The sequence below is a fragment of the Neotabrizicola shimadae genome (genome assembly GCF_019623905.1).
Classification (GTDB): Bacteria; Pseudomonadota; Alphaproteobacteria; order Rhodobacterales; family Rhodobacteraceae; genus Neotabrizicola; species Neotabrizicola shimadae.
The window spans coordinates 4,137,917-4,154,010 of the sequence record NZ_CP069370.1 but is presented as its reverse complement, the minus strand read 5'-3'; the positions used below and the strand labels follow the sequence as shown (position 1 = coordinate 4,154,010).

The 16,094-nt window shown below is 64.6% G+C and carries 21 protein-coding genes; 15 read left to right on the top strand and 6 right to left on the bottom strand.

Features of this window, described 5'->3' with window-relative positions:
* Nucleotides 1–516: 516 nt before the first annotated feature.
* The 3 genes from rpsT to mutM form a co-directional block, all read right to left on the bottom strand.
* Entirely contained in the window at nucleotides 517–798 is a 282-nt protein-coding gene (gene rpsT / locus JO391_RS20175) for a 30S ribosomal protein S20 (protein WP_220662181.1), read from the bottom strand.
* A 149-nt stretch (nucleotides 799–947) separates the two neighbouring features.
* Complete coding sequence (locus JO391_RS20170) at nucleotides 948–1,724, bottom strand: enoyl-CoA hydratase (protein ID WP_220662180.1); 777 nt, start codon at nucleotides 1,722–1,724, stop codon at nucleotides 948–950.
* Nucleotides 1,725–1,784: 60 nt separating this feature from the next.
* Entirely contained in the window at nucleotides 1,785–2,636 is an 852-nt protein-coding gene (gene mutM, locus JO391_RS20165; protein ID WP_220662179.1) for a bifunctional DNA-formamidopyrimidine glycosylase/DNA-(apurinic or apyrimidinic site) lyase, read from the bottom strand.
* A gap of 89 nt (nucleotides 2,637–2,725) precedes the next feature.
* On the opposite strand from mutM, the gene ubiE reads away from it, so the two are divergent.
* Together ubiE and ubiB are read left to right on the top strand one after the other, a co-directional pair.
* Nucleotides 2,726–3,478, top strand: a complete 753-nt coding sequence (ubiE, locus tag JO391_RS20160) for a bifunctional demethylmenaquinone methyltransferase/2-methoxy-6-polyprenyl-1,4-benzoquinol methylase UbiE (RefSeq protein WP_220662178.1) — start codon at nucleotides 2,726–2,728, stop codon at nucleotides 3,476–3,478.
* The gene (gene ubiB, locus JO391_RS20155) at nucleotides 3,479–5,005 is read left to right on the top strand and encodes a 2-polyprenylphenol 6-hydroxylase (RefSeq protein WP_220662177.1); all 1,527 of its coding nucleotides are present in this window, start codon (nucleotides 3,479–3,481) and stop codon (nucleotides 5,003–5,005) included.
* A gap of 38 nt (nucleotides 5,006–5,043) precedes the next feature.
* On the opposite strand, the gene JO391_RS20150 is transcribed toward ubiB, so the two are convergent.
* Both JO391_RS20150 and fliK read right to left on the bottom strand, forming a co-directional pair.
* Complete coding sequence (locus JO391_RS20150; RefSeq protein WP_220662176.1) at nucleotides 5,044–5,697, bottom strand: flagellar hook capping FlgD N-terminal domain-containing protein; 654 nt, start codon at nucleotides 5,695–5,697, stop codon at nucleotides 5,044–5,046.
* A gap of 12 nt (nucleotides 5,698–5,709) precedes the next feature.
* Entirely contained in the window at nucleotides 5,710–6,234 is a 525-nt protein-coding gene (gene fliK, locus JO391_RS20145; RefSeq protein WP_259444925.1) for a flagellar hook-length control protein FliK, read from the bottom strand.
* A gap of 1,060 nt (nucleotides 6,235–7,294) precedes the next feature.
* Here fliK and JO391_RS20140 point away from each other — a divergent pair.
* The 5 genes from JO391_RS20140 to JO391_RS20120 all read left to right on the top strand — a co-directional run bounded on the left by JO391_RS20140 (nucleotide 7,295) and on the right by JO391_RS20120 (nucleotide 10,691).
* Nucleotides 7,295–7,618, top strand: a complete 324-nt coding sequence (locus JO391_RS20140; protein ID WP_220662174.1) for a hypothetical protein — start codon at nucleotides 7,295–7,297, stop codon at nucleotides 7,616–7,618.
* Between the two features lie 198 nt (nucleotides 7,619–7,816).
* Nucleotides 7,817–9,022 carry a flagellin N-terminal helical domain-containing protein gene (locus JO391_RS20135; protein WP_220662173.1) on the top strand — a complete coding sequence of 402 codons (1,206 nt, stop codon included), beginning with the start codon at nucleotides 7,817–7,819 and terminating at the stop codon, nucleotides 9,020–9,022.
* Nucleotides 9,023–9,088: 66 nt separating this feature from the next.
* Nucleotides 9,089–9,472: a flagellar biosynthesis regulator FlaF gene (flaF, locus tag JO391_RS20130; protein WP_220662172.1), complete on the top strand. Its 384-nt coding sequence runs from the start codon at nucleotides 9,089–9,091 to the stop codon at nucleotides 9,470–9,472.
* Nucleotides 9,469–9,873, top strand: a complete 405-nt coding sequence (gene flbT, locus JO391_RS20125) for a flagellar biosynthesis repressor FlbT (RefSeq protein ID WP_220662171.1) — start codon at nucleotides 9,469–9,471, stop codon at nucleotides 9,871–9,873. Before flaF ends, flbT begins: the two co-directional genes overlap by 4 nt.
* Nucleotides 9,870–10,691, top strand: a complete 822-nt coding sequence (locus tag JO391_RS20120) for a DUF1217 domain-containing protein (protein ID WP_220662170.1) — start codon at nucleotides 9,870–9,872, stop codon at nucleotides 10,689–10,691. The genes flbT and JO391_RS20120 overlap by 4 nt, the downstream gene beginning before the upstream one ends.
* Before the next feature lie 8 nt (nucleotides 10,692–10,699).
* On the opposite strand, the gene JO391_RS20115 is transcribed toward JO391_RS20120, so the two are convergent.
* On the bottom strand, nucleotides 10,700–12,022 hold the full coding sequence (locus JO391_RS20115; RefSeq protein ID WP_220662169.1) for a FliI/YscN family ATPase: 1,323 nt from the start codon (nucleotides 12,020–12,022) through the stop codon (nucleotides 10,700–10,702).
* A 77-nt stretch (nucleotides 12,023–12,099) separates the two neighbouring features.
* On the opposite strand from JO391_RS20115, the gene JO391_RS20110 reads away from it, so the two are divergent.
* The 8 genes from JO391_RS20110 to flgH are packed head-to-tail and all read left to right on the top strand — an operon-like array spanning nucleotide 12,100 to nucleotide 16,092.
* A complete protein-coding gene (locus JO391_RS20110) occupies nucleotides 12,100–12,477 on the top strand; it encodes a FlgB family protein (RefSeq protein WP_220662168.1) in 378 nt (125 codons plus the stop codon).
* 3 nt (nucleotides 12,478–12,480) lie between these two features.
* Nucleotides 12,481–12,861, top strand: coding sequence for a flagellar basal body rod protein FlgC (gene flgC, locus JO391_RS20105; RefSeq protein ID WP_220662167.1), 381 nt, complete (start codon nucleotides 12,481–12,483; stop codon nucleotides 12,859–12,861).
* 10 nt (nucleotides 12,862–12,871) lie between these two features.
* Entirely contained in the window at nucleotides 12,872–13,162 is a 291-nt protein-coding gene (fliE, locus tag JO391_RS20100; protein WP_220662166.1) for a flagellar hook-basal body complex protein FliE, read from the top strand.
* Nucleotides 13,159–13,425, top strand: a complete 267-nt coding sequence (locus JO391_RS20095; protein ID WP_220662165.1) for a flagellar biosynthetic protein FliQ — start codon at nucleotides 13,159–13,161, stop codon at nucleotides 13,423–13,425. The genes fliE and JO391_RS20095 overlap by 4 nt, the downstream gene beginning before the upstream one ends.
* A gap of 2 nt (nucleotides 13,426–13,427) precedes the next feature.
* Entirely contained in the window at nucleotides 13,428–14,138 is a 711-nt protein-coding gene (locus JO391_RS20090) for a flagellar hook-basal body complex protein (protein ID WP_220662164.1), read from the top strand.
* Nucleotides 14,139–14,147: 9 nt separating this feature from the next.
* Nucleotides 14,148–14,933 carry a flagellar basal-body rod protein FlgG gene (gene flgG, locus JO391_RS20085; RefSeq protein ID WP_220662163.1) on the top strand — a complete coding sequence of 262 codons (786 nt, stop codon included), beginning with the start codon at nucleotides 14,148–14,150 and terminating at the stop codon, nucleotides 14,931–14,933.
* A complete protein-coding gene (flgA, locus tag JO391_RS20080) occupies nucleotides 14,933–15,361 on the top strand; it encodes a flagellar basal body P-ring formation chaperone FlgA (protein WP_220662162.1) in 429 nt (142 codons plus the stop codon). Before flgG ends, flgA begins: the two co-directional genes overlap by 1 nt.
* A gap of 8 nt (nucleotides 15,362–15,369) precedes the next feature.
* Nucleotides 15,370–16,092: a flagellar basal body L-ring protein FlgH gene (flgH, locus tag JO391_RS20075; RefSeq protein WP_220662161.1), complete on the top strand. Its 723-nt coding sequence runs from the start codon at nucleotides 15,370–15,372 to the stop codon at nucleotides 16,090–16,092.
* The last annotated feature ends 2 nt before the right edge of the window (nucleotides 16,093–16,094 follow it).

Here is a 16,094-nt window from a genome sequence, read left to right as displayed (position 1 = left end):
TCTGTTTCCCTCGGCGGTCCCCCGCCGGGACAGCCCGGCTCCGCCTTGTTCGTTCTTCTGCTCTGATCCACGCTCCTGTGCTGCAGGCTTCCACGACAAAGACAGCAGGAAGCGTAGCCACGATTGCGGCACACGCTCTCATAACAAGGGCAGCGCCAAATCACGGCGCGATCCCTTGCAACTATCTTTGACGGTCAGCGCGACCGAGCAGCTTAACCTCTTGATCCCGAACGGATATCTTGCCCCCGACGATCAGCTTGGCAGCAACCGGGCACAGTCATCCGTCCGCGATCCGACCTGTTCCCCAGGCGATGTGAATCGCATGAAGGGACGGTATCGCGGCGCCGTGATCGGCGGCAACCGAACATCGCGCTTGACAGGGGGGGGCGCATTGCCGAATCCCGGCAGCCTTGCAAATCGGCAACGCCACCAGGCAGGGGGCCAGAAAAGCAGAAGGGCGCCCCTTGACGGGACGCCCTGCCATATCCCTCCGCCGCCCGAATCGGGCGCGCAGGATTATTCGGCGGCGACCGGAGCCGACATCGCCTTCACACGAGAGGCAAGGCGCGAGACCTTGCGCGATGCGGTGTTCTTGTGAAGCACACCCTTGGTCACACCGCGGGCGAGTTCAGGCTGAGCGGCCTTCAGGGCGGCGGCGGCGGCTTCAACGTTGCCCGAGGCAATCGCTTCTTCAACCTTGCGAACGAAAGTGCGGATGCGCGAACGGCGCGCCTTGTTCACGGCATAGCGTGCTTCCGACTGGCGGGCGCGCTTCTTGGACTGTTCGGTATTGGCCATCTGGCTTGTCCTTGGTCTGTGTCTTTGTCTGGCGCACGAAAGACCCAAGGCCCGCCACAACGGGACGGGAACGAATCTGCCTAAGCGGGCTCACGCGCATGTGGGCCGGGCCTATAGGCCATAATCCGAGGAAAGGAAAGACCGAAGCGTCAGCGGTCGCGAAACTGCGGCTGGCGCTTTTCAAGGAAGGCGGCCATGCCCTCCTTCTGGTCCTCGGTCGCGAAGGCCGAATGGAACATCCGACGCTCGAACAAGAGGCCCTCCGACAGGACGGTCTCCTGAGAACGGTTGACCGCCTCCTTCACCATCATCGCGGTGATCGAGGACTTCTCCGCGATACGCGCCGCGATCTTCTTGACCTCTTCGATCAGCGACTTGGCCGGCACCACGCGGCTTACAAGGCCCGCGCGTTCGGCCTCTGCCGCCTCCATGAAGCGCCCCGTCAGGTTCATGTCCATGGCTTTGGATTTGCCGATCGCCCGCGTCAGGCGCTGCGTGCCCCCCATGCCGGCGACGATGCCCAGGTTGATTTCGGGCTGCCCGAACTTCGCCGTGTCGGCAGCAACAATGAAATCGCACATCATCGCCAGCTCGCACCCACCGCCCAGGCAATAGCCGGAAACGGCCGCGACAACAGGCTTGCGGATCGACGCGATGGCCTCGGCCTCGGGGCCGAACAGGTTGTCGAAGAACACCTCGGAATAGGTCTTGGACGCCATTTCCTTGACATCCGCTCCGGCAGCGAACGCCTTTTCCGAGCCGGTCACCACGATGCACCGTACCTGATCGTTTGCATCCGCAAGACGCATCGCCTCGGCCAGTTCCCGCATGAGTTGCGAGTTCAGAGCATTCATCGCCTCGGGCCGGTTGAGCCGGATGAGTGCGGTGTAATCCTCGATCTCGACGATGATCGTCTCGTAGGCCATCGGCGGTTCCCTTCGCTTTTCGGCAGACGGACTCCTAGCAGGCCGCCGGGTCTTGGCAAGTCACCTCTGGCACCCGGGGCAGAAGTAGCTGGACCGGCCCGACTGCACGACACGGGCGATGGTGCCCGCACAGCCCGGCGCTGAGCAGGGCTGTCCTTCGCGGTCGTAGACCCGAAAGGCGTGCTGGAAATAGCCGAGTTCGCCATCCGCCTGCCGGTAATCGCGCAGCGATGACCCTCCGGCCGCGATGGCTTCGGCCAGTACCTCACGCACCAGGGGCACGATCTGCCGCAACCGGGCTTCCTCGATCTGGCCGGCAAGGAGCCGGGGGTCGATGCCGGCGCGGTAGAGCACTTCGCAAACGTAGATGTTGCCGAGCCCTGCCACGACCCGCTGATCCAGCAATGCGGCCTTGATCGGGGTGGCCCGGCCCTTGAGCCTGTTGAAGAGGTAGTCCTCATCGAACGCATTGCCCAGGGGCTCGGGGCCAAGGCTCGCCAGCAAGGGATGCGCGTCTGTGGCCGCGGTTGGCATCAGATCCATCGCGCCGAACCGGCGTGCATCGTTGAACGTCACGCGGGCGCCCCTCTCCATGTCGAACACGACATGATCGTGTTTCTGAGGCGCGGGATGGTCATGATGAAAGGCACCAAGCTGAACACCGGACACAAGCATCCGACCAGACATGCCAAGGTGAATGAGAAGCGTCTCGCCCGTGGACAGGTCGGCGAGGATGTACTTCGACCGGCGGCGCAACTGTTCGACGCGCGCGCCGGTCAACCGCTCCGCCATGCGGTCCGGCAAGGTAAAGCGCAGGTCGGGACGGTTGACCTGCGCCAGACGGATGATCTGGCCGGTCATCACCGGTTCCAGGCCCCGACGCACGGTTTCGACTTCGGGCAGTTCGGGCATCTTCCCCCACCGGACAGACGGGCGCATTGCAGCGGGCGCCCCGCGACCTATAAGGAAGCGGGAACCCGGAACCTTCAAGGCCGCAGGGCATGACCGATACCAAGAACGGAACCACGCATTTCGGCTTTCAGACCGTGTCCGAGGCCGACAAGGCCGGCCTGGTCCATGGCGTCTTCACACGGGTGGCGAACCGCTACGACATCATGAACGACCTGATGTCGGGGGGCGTGCACCGGCTCTGGAAGGACGCGATGATGGACTGGCTCGCCCCGCGTCCAGGCCAGCGCCTGTTGGATGTTGCGGGCGGAACGGGGGATGTGGCCTTCCGTTTCCTGGGGCGGGCGCCGGGCTCCAGCGCCGTTGTTCTTGACATGACCGAGTCCATGCTGGTCGAAGGGCGCAAGCGCGCCGAGGCCGACCGCATGTCCGACCGGCTGGATTGGGTTGTCGGGGACGCGATGGCGTTGCCGCTGCCCTCGGCCAGTTTTGACGTCTACACCATCAGCTTCGGCATCAGGAACGTGACCCGTATCGCCGATGCGCTGAAGGAAGCCTACCGCGTCCTGCGACCGGGCGGACGGCTCATGGTGCTGGAGTTCAGCCAGATCCCGAATGACCTGCTGCAATGGCTGTACGACCGCTACAGCTTCAACGTCATTCCCGTCATGGGGCAGATCGTGGCGAACGATCGCGACAGCTATCAGTATCTGGTCGAATCGATCCGGAAGTTTCCGGATCAGGAAAGCTTTGCCACCATGATCCGGCAGGCGGGCTTTTCGCAGGTCAAGTTCCGCAACCTGACCATGGGCGTGGCGGCCCTGCATTCGGGGTGGAAGATCTAGGTGAGGGGCCCTCATAACATCGTCCGTCTGGTCCGCACCCTGGCAACGCTGGAGCGGGCAGGCGCCATAGGCGTGGTGCTGGAAGCATTCAGCGCGCCGCCAAGGCTGCGGGTCCTGGCGCGGGTGCTCGGCTGGCCCTTTGCCTGGCTTGGCCTGAGGGGAGACCCCGCGCTGCCGCCGCTGACCCGGGCGATCACGGCGCTTGGACCGGCCTACATCAAGTTCGGGCAGATCCTGTCGACTCGCCCCGATATCGTAGGCGACGAACTGGCCGAACAATTGCGCTATCTTCAGGATCAGCTGCCTCCCTTTCCCATCGCGATAGCGAAAGGGACCATCGAAGCCGAACTGGGCATTCGTGTCGACCAGGCCTTCAGCGAGTTTTCCGAACCGGTTGCAGCGGCCTCCATTGCGCAAGTGCATCGCGCAAGGCTGGCCGACACCGGGGCCGAAGTCGCGGTCAAGGTGCTGCGCCCCGATATCGAACGGGCCTTCCGCAAGGACATCGACGCCTTCTACTTCGCGGCTCGCGTCATCGAAACCCTCGCCCCGTCTTCGCGCCGGTTGCGGCCGATGGATGTGATCGCACATTTCGAGGGCGTCGTCATGGGCGAGCTGGATCTTCGGCTGGAAAGCTCGGCCGCGGCAGAATTCGCCGCGAACACAGAGAAGGACGTCGGAATCCAGGTGCCACGGCCGCTGTGGTATCTGTCCGGACGGCGGGTGATGACGCTGGACTGGGCAGAGGGTCTGCCTCTGGCCGACAACGCCGCGCTCGATGCGGCGGGGCATGACCGGCAGGTGCTGGGTGCGCGGGTGCTGCAGCTGTTCCTCAGCCATGCCCTGCGTGACGGCTACTTCCATGCCGACATGCACCAGGGCAACCTCAAGGTCGCGGCGAACGGCGACATCATCGCCTATGACTTCGGCATCATGGGCCGGATCGACGAATACACCCGCCGCGTCTATGCCGAGATCCTGATGGGCTTCATCCGCAAGGACTATCGCCGGGTGGCCGAAGTTCATTTCGAGGCGGGCTACGTGCCCGCCGACCGCGATATCGACGAGTTCGCGCGCGCCTTGCGGGCGGTGGGCGAACCGATCTTCGGCATGGATGCCAGCCGCATTTCCATGAGCCGTCTGCTGGCCTATCTGTTCGAGGTGACCGAGCGGTTCGGGATGCAGACACGCACCGAACTGATCCTGCTGCAACGGACGATGGTGGTGGTCGAAGGCGTGGCGCGTCGCCTCGACCCGCACATCAACATCTGGGAGGTCGCAAAACCCATCGTCGAAGGCTACATCACAAAGAACGTGGGGCCATTGGCCACGTTGCGCGACCTGCGGGAAACAGCCCGCGTATTGGCGCGGTTCGGCCCCCGCCTGCCTCGCATGGTCGAAGCGATCCTGATCGCGCAGGCCACACCGAAAGAGACCGCCCCCAAGCCCGCCGGGCGCCGGGTCTGGCCCTGGGTTCTGGCCGCAGCGGCCCTTGCTGGCGGCGTGGCGATCGGCGCCTTGCTCTGAAGTGGCACGGCAGGCACATCAGCTTTCTGCCAGCCAGGTCAAACACGGCGCAGGGCTGTGACAGATGTGGCGTCAACACTCTCCCCTCCGGCAAGCAGCAGCCTTATTCCGTTGGGACCGGCCTGCGCCTCGATGATCGTGGCATAGGATTCCACCGGCGAGGTCGCGAGGAGCGTCTCGCCGCCATAGCTTTCAAGCTCCAGTCGGTAGGTGCCAGCCGGCAGAGGGTTGCCCGCGATGTCCGCGCCCAGCCACAGATAGGGCGCCGATGAGACGGGAAGGGTTTCGCGCGAAACGACCGCGCCATCCTCATCTCGGACGACAAGCACGGCGTCGGTCGCGCCCAATGCCGGATTGGGTGAAATGGTGATCGGCGTGCTGCCATCGAATGCGACGGGCACGTCCGCCCGCGCCTGTTGCCCCACCCATCCGGCAAGCTGCGCCATGCCAAGAACGCTGAACTGGGTGGAAAGGCCCTCCAGCAACTGGTTCGCGCGCACCTGCTGCTCAACCCCGGTAAAGGTGGCAAGTTGGGTGGCATAGGCCGTGGAATCCATGGGATTCAGCGGGTCCTGGTTGCGAATCTGCGCCGTCATCATCTTCAGAAACATCTGATAGTCCGAACTTGTGGACTGTGCTGCGGTCATGGCGGATGGTGCGCCACTGGCCACGGGAGAGATTGCCGTTGTCATGGAGTTTCCCCGTCAAAGCAGAATGTATAGGTCGCGGTCCTGCGCGGCGGCACGTGTTTCGGCGCCGGACAGGTCCGCGAGACTTGCAGGCGACGCCGACGGTTCGGCATCTTTGCCAGCCTTGGCCGAGCCCCAACTGAGTGTCGTGTCGGCAAAGCCGGCCTCCCTGAGAGACCCCGTCAGTTCGTCTGCATGACGTCGCAAGAGTTCGAGCGTTGCCGGATGGTCGGCAAGCACATGCAGCGCCAGCCGCCCGCGCTTGTCCTTGATCCGCATCCGGACGGGTCCAAGCTCGGCAAGATCCAGTTCAAGCTCGGTCGTGCCGCCGGCCTTTCCCGCAAGGGGGGCGGTCGGAGATGCCGTCAAGACGGGACGGCAAAGCGCGTGATGCAAACCGTGATCTGCCTGGCTTTGGGTCGCCTGGGCAAGGGAAGTCGGCGGCGGCGGCGGGACCGGATCGGGAACCCACCGCAGGCTCAAGACAAGGGCCGGCCCACTGGCGCGCGGATCGGGCGGAGGACTTCCGGGGTCTGACATGCGAGGTGGGTCAACTGGGTCCACTCTGGCCAAACCCGACAACTCCGCGCCGGGCCCCGGTATTGGCCTGACCCAGGCATTGCGGGTGGCCCGTTCAGGGACTTGGGCTTCAGCCTGGTCGGCACCGAGAGGGCGGGTCTGCGAGTTCGGAACCGCTCTCTCCGCCTCTCGCCTCCCCAAGTCTGGCCTGCCCGGGTCTGGCCTTCCACTGTCCCCACTGACTGTCTGCGTTCCACCCGTCTGCCCAGCGCCTGTCGGTGCCGGGATCGTACTGGGGGCGGCGGTCGTCTCCTGTATCGGCAGACCATCAGGTGCGCCTTCGGTCGCAACAGGTACAGGTTCCACCGCAATTGCCCGGGTGTCAGGGGCAGCCTGAGGCCTGGTCTTGCCTGACGTATCGGCGGCCATCGCCTCAGGGTCAGATGACCCCGATCCCTGCTCGCTATGGACATGGGCGCCGTTCGACACGGCGCTGCCGCGGGCCGGGAGGATCGTCAGCAGAGCGAGAGCGTCCGCAGCCGGCAACGCGACAGCCGGGTCCCAGCCGACACCCCTATTCGATCCGCCATCCGCCTCTTCCTCGACCAACACAAGGAAGGGATCGGCATCGACCTCCGGTGCAGACCCCTTCGGGAGTTCTGCAAAGGCGACCACTTGAGGGCTATGAGGCAGGGCAAGAGCTCGGTCCATTGGGCTACCGTCGGGTTCCATGGATGCCTCTATCCAACGGAGCGGGTTACCGGCTGTTTACTGGCAAGGGGGAATAACGGGGAAAATCTGCAGAAAGGACATTCGATGCAGCTCACCTCCCCACCCGCCATTTCAGGCCTGCACAGCCCAACACCCCTTCAGCGACGGGCGGTCCAGCTTGAGGCGGTCTTTCTTTCGGAAATGCTGGCACATGCCGGGCTGGACCAGGGCTTGTCCCCTGGTTCGGGGGAGGCAGGTCCGGATCCCTTCGCGTCGTTCCTTCGCGAGCGACTGGCCGACCAGGTCGCGCGGTCGGGTGGAATCGGGCTTTCGGAAGCGATCTTTCGCTCCCTTGCGACGGAGGCTGGAGATGAAATCCTGGGATGACGTCTCGGCGGCCTGCGCCGCGGTGTCACGCCTCCTGCGCGAGGGTCGGCTGGCAGAACTCCCGGAAGCCGCGGCGTCCCTGGAAGCGGCGATTGAGGCTGCGGCGGTTGCGCTGCCTCCCGACCCGGAGGGGATGCGTCAAGAGGTACGAAACCTGAAGCGCCAGCTCGAAGCGGCGGCGCGTGGCATCCGCTCGGCACAGGCAAGACTGTCAGACATCCGCGCAGCCCGGCAGGCCGTCACCTATGACGGGGCGGGCCGGCGCAGCGGCCTTCGACCCGCCCCCTCCGTCGCAAGACGGTACTAGAACTCGCTCAAATGCTTCACGCTTTGCCCAAAGCGTTCAGCCTTCCTTAGGAGACACCGCGCTTCAATCGCCCTGCATCCCGGACGGGGTGGCGCGAAAGGGGTCTCCCCTCCGCAAGGGCCAAAAAGCCTGTTCCTGCACCGGTCCCCCGGTGCTCAACCCGCCGGCGCAAAGCGCCAGGCAAGCGAGGAATAGCACATGTCTTCCATTCTGACGAACACCAGCGCGATGGTCGCGCTGCAAACCATGAAGTCGATCAACGCCGGGCTGAACGCCACCCAGTCCGAAATCTCGACCGGCAAGACCGTCGCCACCGCGCGCGACAACGCAGCCATCTGGTCGATCTCCAAGGTCATGGAAGCCGATGTGCAGGGCTTCAAGGGCATCTCCGACAGCCTGGCGCTCGGCTCGTCGACGCTCGCCGTGGCCCGGCAGGCCGCGGAGACCGTCACCGACCTCTTGACCAAGGTGAAGGGCAAGATCGTTGCCGCCCAGGAAGCGAACGTTGATCGCGGCAAGATCCAGACGGATATCTCGGCCCTGCGCGACCAGATCTCTTCGGTGGTCAGCGCGGCGCAGTTCAACGGCCTGAACCTTGTCGATGGATCGCAAAGCTCGGTCTCGGTGCTCGCATCGCTCGATCGGTCGGGCTCGAACGTCGCGGTCTCCTCCATCTCGGTCACGGCGCATGACCTGTCCATCGGCGCCTATGCGGCCAAGGGCGTTCTCGCCGGATCGGACGGCGCCTCGACGAACAACGACACGGCGGGCTTCGCCATCGACAGCGGCGGCGGCACGGGCCTGATCGTGATCGATGACAGCACGGATGCCTTCGCTGCAGGCGACAAGGTTTCGCTCTCGATCGGCGGGAAGACCGCGACCTATACCGTGACCGAGGAGGATGTTGCCTCGACCACGGCCGCCGACATCGTGGCCATCGGCCTGAAACAGGCCGTCGAAGGCCTGGGAATCGAAGGTCTGACCATCGATTACGACAGCGCAAGCCCGGGCGAACTGTCCTTCACGAATGACGGCACGAACGACCTGACGGTCAGCGCACAGTTCAGCAACGCCGGGGCGGGCGGGCTTGGCGCTCTGTCGTCGATCGACGTTTCCACCCAGGCCGGCGCGCAGGCCGCGCTCGGCAACATCGAGTCGATGCTGCAGACCGCCATCTCCGCGGCGGCGGACTTCGGCTCGACCCAGGGCCGCATCGACATCCAGGGCGAATTTGTCAGCAAGCTGACGGATTCGCTGAAGGCAGGGATCGGCACGCTCGTCGATGCCGACATGGAGGAGGCGTCGGCGCGCCTGCAGGCGTTGCAGGTGCAGCAGCAGCTGTCGACACAGGCTCTGTCCATCGCGAACCAGCAGCCGCAGTCGCTCCTTTCGCTGTTCCGCTGAGGAGGCTGGGGCTGGATCGTCCAGCCCCACGTCCCCTTCGAAATCCCCTGAGCAAGCGAGCCCACCGTGACCATCAGCCAACTCACCAGCGCAGCCTATGCCGGCGCCAACCCCGTGCGCGCCCCCAGAACACTGGAGTACGACCTGCTGGCGCGCGCGACTCAGCGCCTGACACAGGCCTGGCGCAGCAGACGAACGGACTTTCCCGGCCTCGTCTCGGCACTTGCCGAAAACCAACAGCTCTGGTCGGCCCTGGCGGTCGATGTCGCGGGCGCCGGCAATGGCTTGCCTCCCAGCCTCCGCGCGCAACTCTTCTACCTTTACGAGTTCACCAGCCACCAAAGCCGCCAGATCCTCGACGGCAAGGCCGGAGTGGATGCCCTGATCGACATCAACACCGCCGTCATGCGGGGGCTGAGGGGCGATGCCGGAGGGAGCAACGCGGGATGACGGGTCTTGTTCTCAAACTCGGGCCACATGAACGGGTCCTCATCAACGGGGCCGTGATCGAAAACGGCGATCGCCGATCGCGTCTGGCGGTCATGACGCCAAATGCCCGCATTCTTCGGCTGCGCGATGCGATTCACCCCGATCAGGCGAATACGCCTGTGCGGCGGGTCTGCTATGTCGCCCAGCTTGTCCTTTCCGGAGATGCCGAACCCGAATCCGCGCGCCCGCAACTTCTGCGCGGCATCGAACAGTTGAGCCAGGTCCTGACCGATCACGACAGCCGGACCCAACTGGCGATCGCATCGCGAGCCATTCTGGAAGAGCAGCCCTACCAGGCCCTGAAGGCACTCCGCCTCCTGCTCCCACGCGAAGAGCGGCTTCTTGCCGCCGCCCGGCCATGAGCTTTTCCGCCCTGCTTCCCTCGACCGGCTATTCCGGCTGGGTGTATCTGCAGCGCACTGCCGATTCCCAGATGTCGCGATTGTCCGCCGATGCCGCGTTCCGAAGGGAGGAGGCACATTTCCGGGAGAAGATCGCCGGCATCGACACCGCCGAAGAGCTTGTCGCAGATCGCCAGCTTCTGAAAGTCGCTCTCGGCGCCTTTGGCCTTGGCGCGGATTTGCCGAATGTCTACTTCATCAGGAAGGTTCTCGAAGACGGAACCCTGTCGGTGGACGCCTTGTCGACGAAGCTCGCTGACAAGACCTATGCATCCCTGTCATCCGAATTCGGCTTCGGGGACTTTGCGACGCCCAGAACCAAACTCTCGGATTTCGCGGATGGCCTGATCGAGAAGTATCGCGCCCGCCGCTTCGAGGAAGCAGTCGGCGAGCAGGACGAAAGCCTGCGGCTCGCCCTCAATGCAGACCGAGAGCTGACAGCGCTTGCAAAGAAGTCCAACTCCGTTGACTCCAAGTGGTACGCAATCCTGGGGAACACGGCGCTGCGAAAGGTGTTCGAGACTGCGTTTTCCCTGCCCACATCCTTTGGGTCGATCGACCTGGATCAGCAGCTGTCCGTCATGAAACAGAAGGCAGAGGATTTGCTGGGTTCGGAGGACCCCGCCTCCCTTGCGGACGAAAGCTCGAGGGAAGCCCTGATCCGCCGCTTCCTCGTCATGGATGAAACTGCGTCACTTCGACAGGCCCAATCCCAAAGCGGCGCCGTCCAATTGCTCTCGCAAACGGTAAGCTTCCTGCGCGACCTCAGGGACAACTAGACACTCGCTCAGCCAGTTCCCAGGCATTCTTCCAGCCGCCGGAAGCTGCCTTCGATGCCATCGGCCGGGGCAGGCTCGGAAAGGAAGGCATCAAGCTGCGGAAAGACGCGGATCGCCTCATCCACGACCGGATCGCTCCCCTTGGCATAAAGGCCGGCCTGAATCATGATCTCTGCACGATCCCAGGCGCCAAGAAGGCGCCTTGCACGCCCTATCAGCGCGTTCTCTTCTTCCGATGCCGCATGGGGCAGGCTTCTCGAAACGGATCGAAGCAGGTCAATGGCAGGGAAACGGCCACGCTCGGCAATCCGGCGATCCATGACGACATGTCCATCCATCACGCCGCGCACGATATCGGCGACCGGTTCTTCCATGTCCGACCCGGCGACAAGAACCGAAAACACGGCTGTGATGTCCCCCTTTCCTTCCGGTCCCGGACCGGCCCGTTCGGCCAGTGACATGACCGCATGCGACAAGGATGGCGGAAACCCGCGCAGTGATGCCTGTTCACCCGCGGCAAGGGCGATCTCGCGATGAGCCTCGGCAAAGCGCGTCACCGAGTCCATCAGCAACAGCACCTGGGCCCCACGGTCGCGAAAATGCTCTGCCACCGTCATTGCCGTCCAGGCGCTCCTTCGCCGGGCAAGTGGGGATTCGTCCGAGGTCGCGGCGACCACGACCGAACGCGCCATTCCCGCAGGACCAAGCACTCTTTCCGTGAACTCGCGCAGTTCGCGGCCCCGCTCTCCCAACAAGGCAACGACAACGACATCGGCAGCGACGCCTCGGGCGAATTGCCCCAGCAGCGTTGATTTCCCGACGCCGGACCCCGCAAACAGCCCTATGCGCTGTCCTCTGACAAGCGGCAGCATCGTGTCGAAGATCGCCGTTCCGGTCTGAAGACGCGGGCCCAGTCGCCGCCTCTCGGTGGCGGCCGGCGGGCCGGACCGCAACTGCCGCGCGACCGGTCCACGAACCAGGGGGCGGCCATCCAGCGGTCGCCCCAGCGAATCCACGATCCGACCGATCCAGCGATCATCCGGCGCAATGACGGTCTGGCCACCAAGTTCCACCGCATCGCCGATGGCAAGCCCCTCGGCGCCGCCCTCAAGCAGAACGGATGTCACGCCCGCACCCAGTCCGACAATCTCTCCCGGCGCGGCGGTCCGCGCCCCCCTCACCGTGACCCGATCCCCAAGTCCGGCGCTCCGCTCCAGTCCTTGCACGCGCAGCATCCCGTGCGAGACCGCCGTCACCCGGCCAATTCGGTGCAGCGTCCTGATTTCCTGGACGGCGTGGACGAGACTATCAAGCACGGGCGCCAAGATCATTCCCCCTTCATACGGCTTACCCTTTCTAAACGAATCGAGCTTAAGCCTTGATGAAGCCAGTCGAGGGAGAAGCCCCGATGAATGAACCGCTGGAAGTCACGCGCCTCGCGCGCGCCTTGGCCGCCCATTCCGGGGCACGCCTCGCCCTGATTGCAGAGAATGTCGCGAATGCCGACACCCCCGGCTATCGCGCCCGCGATCTGCCGGATTTCTCCGACGTTTTCGAACAAAGCGCCCCCTCTTTGCGGCAAACACGCCCTGGGCATCTCTCGGCAATTACCGATTCGCCCGCGCCGGTCGAAATAGACGGCATCGCCTCGCTCGATGGCAACACCGTCTCTCTGGAAACGGAATTGGTCCGGGCGGCAGAGGTCCGGCAAGATCACGCCATGGCCCTGGCGATCTATCGGTCGACGTCCGATATCGTCCGGTTGGCCCTTGGCAGAAGGGTGTAAGCCATGGGCGATCTGAATCTCTCCCTCGGGCTCTCGGCCAGCGGCATGGAAGCACAAGCCACCCGCCTGCGCCACATCAGCGAGAACATCGCAAACGCCGACACACCCGGCTACCGCCGCAAGGTCATCGGCTTCAGCACGGATCACGAAACCCGCCAGGTGGTTCCCGGGCCTGTCCAGCTGGACAATCGCGAACTTCGTTCGGTCTTCGATCCCGGCAACCCTCTGGCCGATGAAAGCGGTCACTTCCAGGGGTCCAACGTCGACCTTGTGATCGAGATCGCAGACGCCCGCGAAGCCCAGCGGGGATACGAGGCAAATCTCAGAATCTTCGATCAGGCCCGCCAGATGGCGCAGGGCCTGTTCGATCTGCTCAGGCGGTAAGGAGAAAGAAATGGACCTGAACACATCCTTCGCGGCCAGGACCTACGAACTGGCCCGCCACGCCACATCTCCGGCACAGGGGACCCAGACTCCGGAGGCAGGCTTTGCCAAATCGGCGGCCAGCTTCGCCGAAACCCTCGCAGAAGGGGAAAATGTGGCAAAGGCTGCTTTGACCGGCGCTGCGGACCCTCATTCCCTGGTCGAGGCGCTCGCCTCCTCACAACTGGCCGTCGATACGGTCGTGACCGTCCGTGATCGCGTGGTCGAGGCCTATCAGGAAATCCTGAGGATGCCGGTGTGACCGAGAATGTCATTTTCGACCTCACCCGGGAAACGGTCTGGATTGCCGTGGTGATCTCCGCACCGCTTCTTGTTTCCGCCCTGGTGGTTGGCATTGTCGTCGGCCTGTTTCAGGCCCTGACCTCGATTCAGGAAATGACGCTGACCTTCGTTCCAAAAGTAGGCGTCATGATCCTGGTCTTCTGGGTTTCCATGAGCTTCATGACAGGAACGCTTGTGGCCTTCTTCGACACGCGCGTCCTTCCCATGATCGAAGGGGGCTGACCATGGACGCCGCAGGTCACGTCGTGCTGTCACGCCAATCCGGGCTGATGAAGGAACTGGCGGTCGTTGCCAACAACATTGCCAACCTGTCCACCGCCGGTTTCCGGCGCGAGGGCGTCGTCTTCGCAGAGCATGTGAACCGGCTCGAAGACGGCAGCGCCATCTCCATGGCCCATGCCTCGGCGCGCGTGACCGATCTGACCCAGGGCGCCCTCAGCCAGACCGGCGGCTCCTTCGACATGGCGATCGAGGGCGACGGCTTCTTCCTGGTGGAATCCGGTGGACAGCAGTTCCTGACGCGCGCCGGCAGCTTCTCGCCCCTCGCATCGGGCGAACTTGCCACGCGCGACGGCTACAGGCTTCTGGATGAAGGCGGGGCGCCCCTCGCAGTGCCCCCCGGCGATCGCACCGTCATGATCGGATCCGACGGGACGGTCACGGCAGAGGGCCAGCCGATCGGGCGGATCGGCCTGTGGCAGCCGGCCACGCCCAGCTCGCTTCGCCACGAAACGGGCGCCCTCTTTTCCGCCGATGCCGTCATGCCGTCCGAGGACGGCACGCTTCTTCAGGGCTACCTTGAGGACAGCAACGTGAACGCGGTCAGCGAGATGGCCCGCATGATCGAGGTGCAGCGCGCCTACGACCTCGGTCAATCCCTGCTGGATCGCGAGGACCAGCGCCTGAAACTCGTGATCGACACCCTTGGCCGATAGGAGCCCCCGATGAACGCCCTGCAGATCGCAGCCAGCGGCATGAGCGCCCAGCAGATGCGCGTGGATGTCGTGGCCAACAACCTCGCCAACATGTCGACAACCGCCTACAACGCCCGCCGCGCCGATTTCGCGGACCTGCATTATCAGCAGGTGGCCCGCCCCGGCACGGTCACGGCAAGCGACGGCACGATCCTGCCCACCGGCGTGCAGATCGGCCTTGGCGTCCGGCCCTCTGCCGTTTCGGTGGTCCTGTCCCAGGGGGCGCTGACGCAAACGAGCGGCGACCTCGATCTTGCCATCGAAGGCGCCGGCTATCTTCAGGTGAACCTGCCCTCGGGCACGGCCGCCTTCACGCGCGACGGGGCCCTGAAACGCACGGCCGAAGGCCTGATCGTGACCGCCGATGGCTACGAGGTGGCGCCGGGGATCACCATCCCCGCAGATGCGAAAAGCCTGTCCATCAATGCGGACGGTGAAGTCTACGCCTATTTCGAAGGAGAACCGGAAGCCCAGGCGCTCGGGCAGCTCACGCTCGCAAGCTTCGCGAACGAAAAGGGTCTCGAAGCCGTCGGCTCCAACCTGTTCATCGAATCCGAGGCGTCGGGCGGGCCGGTCGAGGGTCTGCCCGGCGAAGACGGGCTGGGATGGCTGCGCCAGGGCTATCTCGAGGACAGCTCGGTCGATGCCGTGCGCGAGGTCACCGAACTGATCAAGGCGCAGCGCGGGTACGAGTTGAACTCGAAGGTGATCACCGCGACCGATCAGATGCTCGCCGCCACCACCCAGGTGCGCTGATGCGGATCGCCGTTCTCGCCCTCCTGGCCAGCCTCGTCCCGACCGGGATCCTCGCCGAAAGCGTCGTCGCCGCTCGGGTCATCCGCGCCCGCAGCATCATCGCGCCAGCCGATCTCGTCCTCGTCGCGCAGGACCTCCCCGGTGCCGTCCTGCGCCCACAGGAGGCCGTGGGAAAGGAAGCGCGCAAGACCATCTATGCCGGACGGCCCATCCTGGCCGAAGACATCGGTCCCCCCGCCGTGATCGAACGCAACCAGATCGTCGTCCTGGCCTATTCCGTCGGGGGGCTGACCATCGAAGCCGAAGGCCGCGCGCTTGACCGCGCCGCGATCGGAGAGTCCCTGCGTGTCATCAATGCCGGCTCCCGCGCCGTGCTCTTCGGGATTGCGGCCTCGGACGGCACCGTCCACGTGGCCCCGGGAAGTTGAGGGAACCCATGACCAGAGCCATACTTCTTGTGCTGCTTGCCACCGCGGCCTGCGCCCGGTTCGATCACTTCGGCGGGCCGCCCTCCTTCTCCGAGGTCGAACGGGGCAGCCAAAGCGCCGCCATGTACACCGTTCCCGTGTCCGACACCCTTCTGGACACCGGCCCCGGCGCCGAATCCTCGCTGTGGACGGACGGGCCGGACTCACTCTACGCCGACCCGCGCGCCGCACGGGCGGGGGATATCCTGACCGTCGTCATCGCCATCGACGACGAAGCCGAGATTTCGAACCGCACCGACCAAAGCCGCGAGGGGTCGGAAGAGCTGGACATTCCTGCCTTCTTCGGCCTGCCACAACGGGCCGCCGCCATTCTTCCGGACGGCGCGACCCTGGACCCCGCGGTCGAGATCAGCTCGAACTCCGACTATCAGGGAGACGGCTCGGTCCGCAGAAACGAAAAGCTCACCCTGCGCATCGCGGCGACCGTCGTGGAACGGCTTCCCAATGGCGCGCTTCGCATCGAGGGCCAGCAGGAGGTTCGGGTGAACAACGAACTCCGGGAACTGACCGTCACCGGATTCGTCCGCTCGTCGGACATCTCCCGCAAGAACGAGATCACCTATGACAAGATCGCCGGCGCGCGCATTTCCTATGGCGGCAGGGGCCAGATCAGCGACGTCCAGATGCCGCGCTATGGCCAGCAGGTGACCGACGCCATACTGCCCTACTGAGG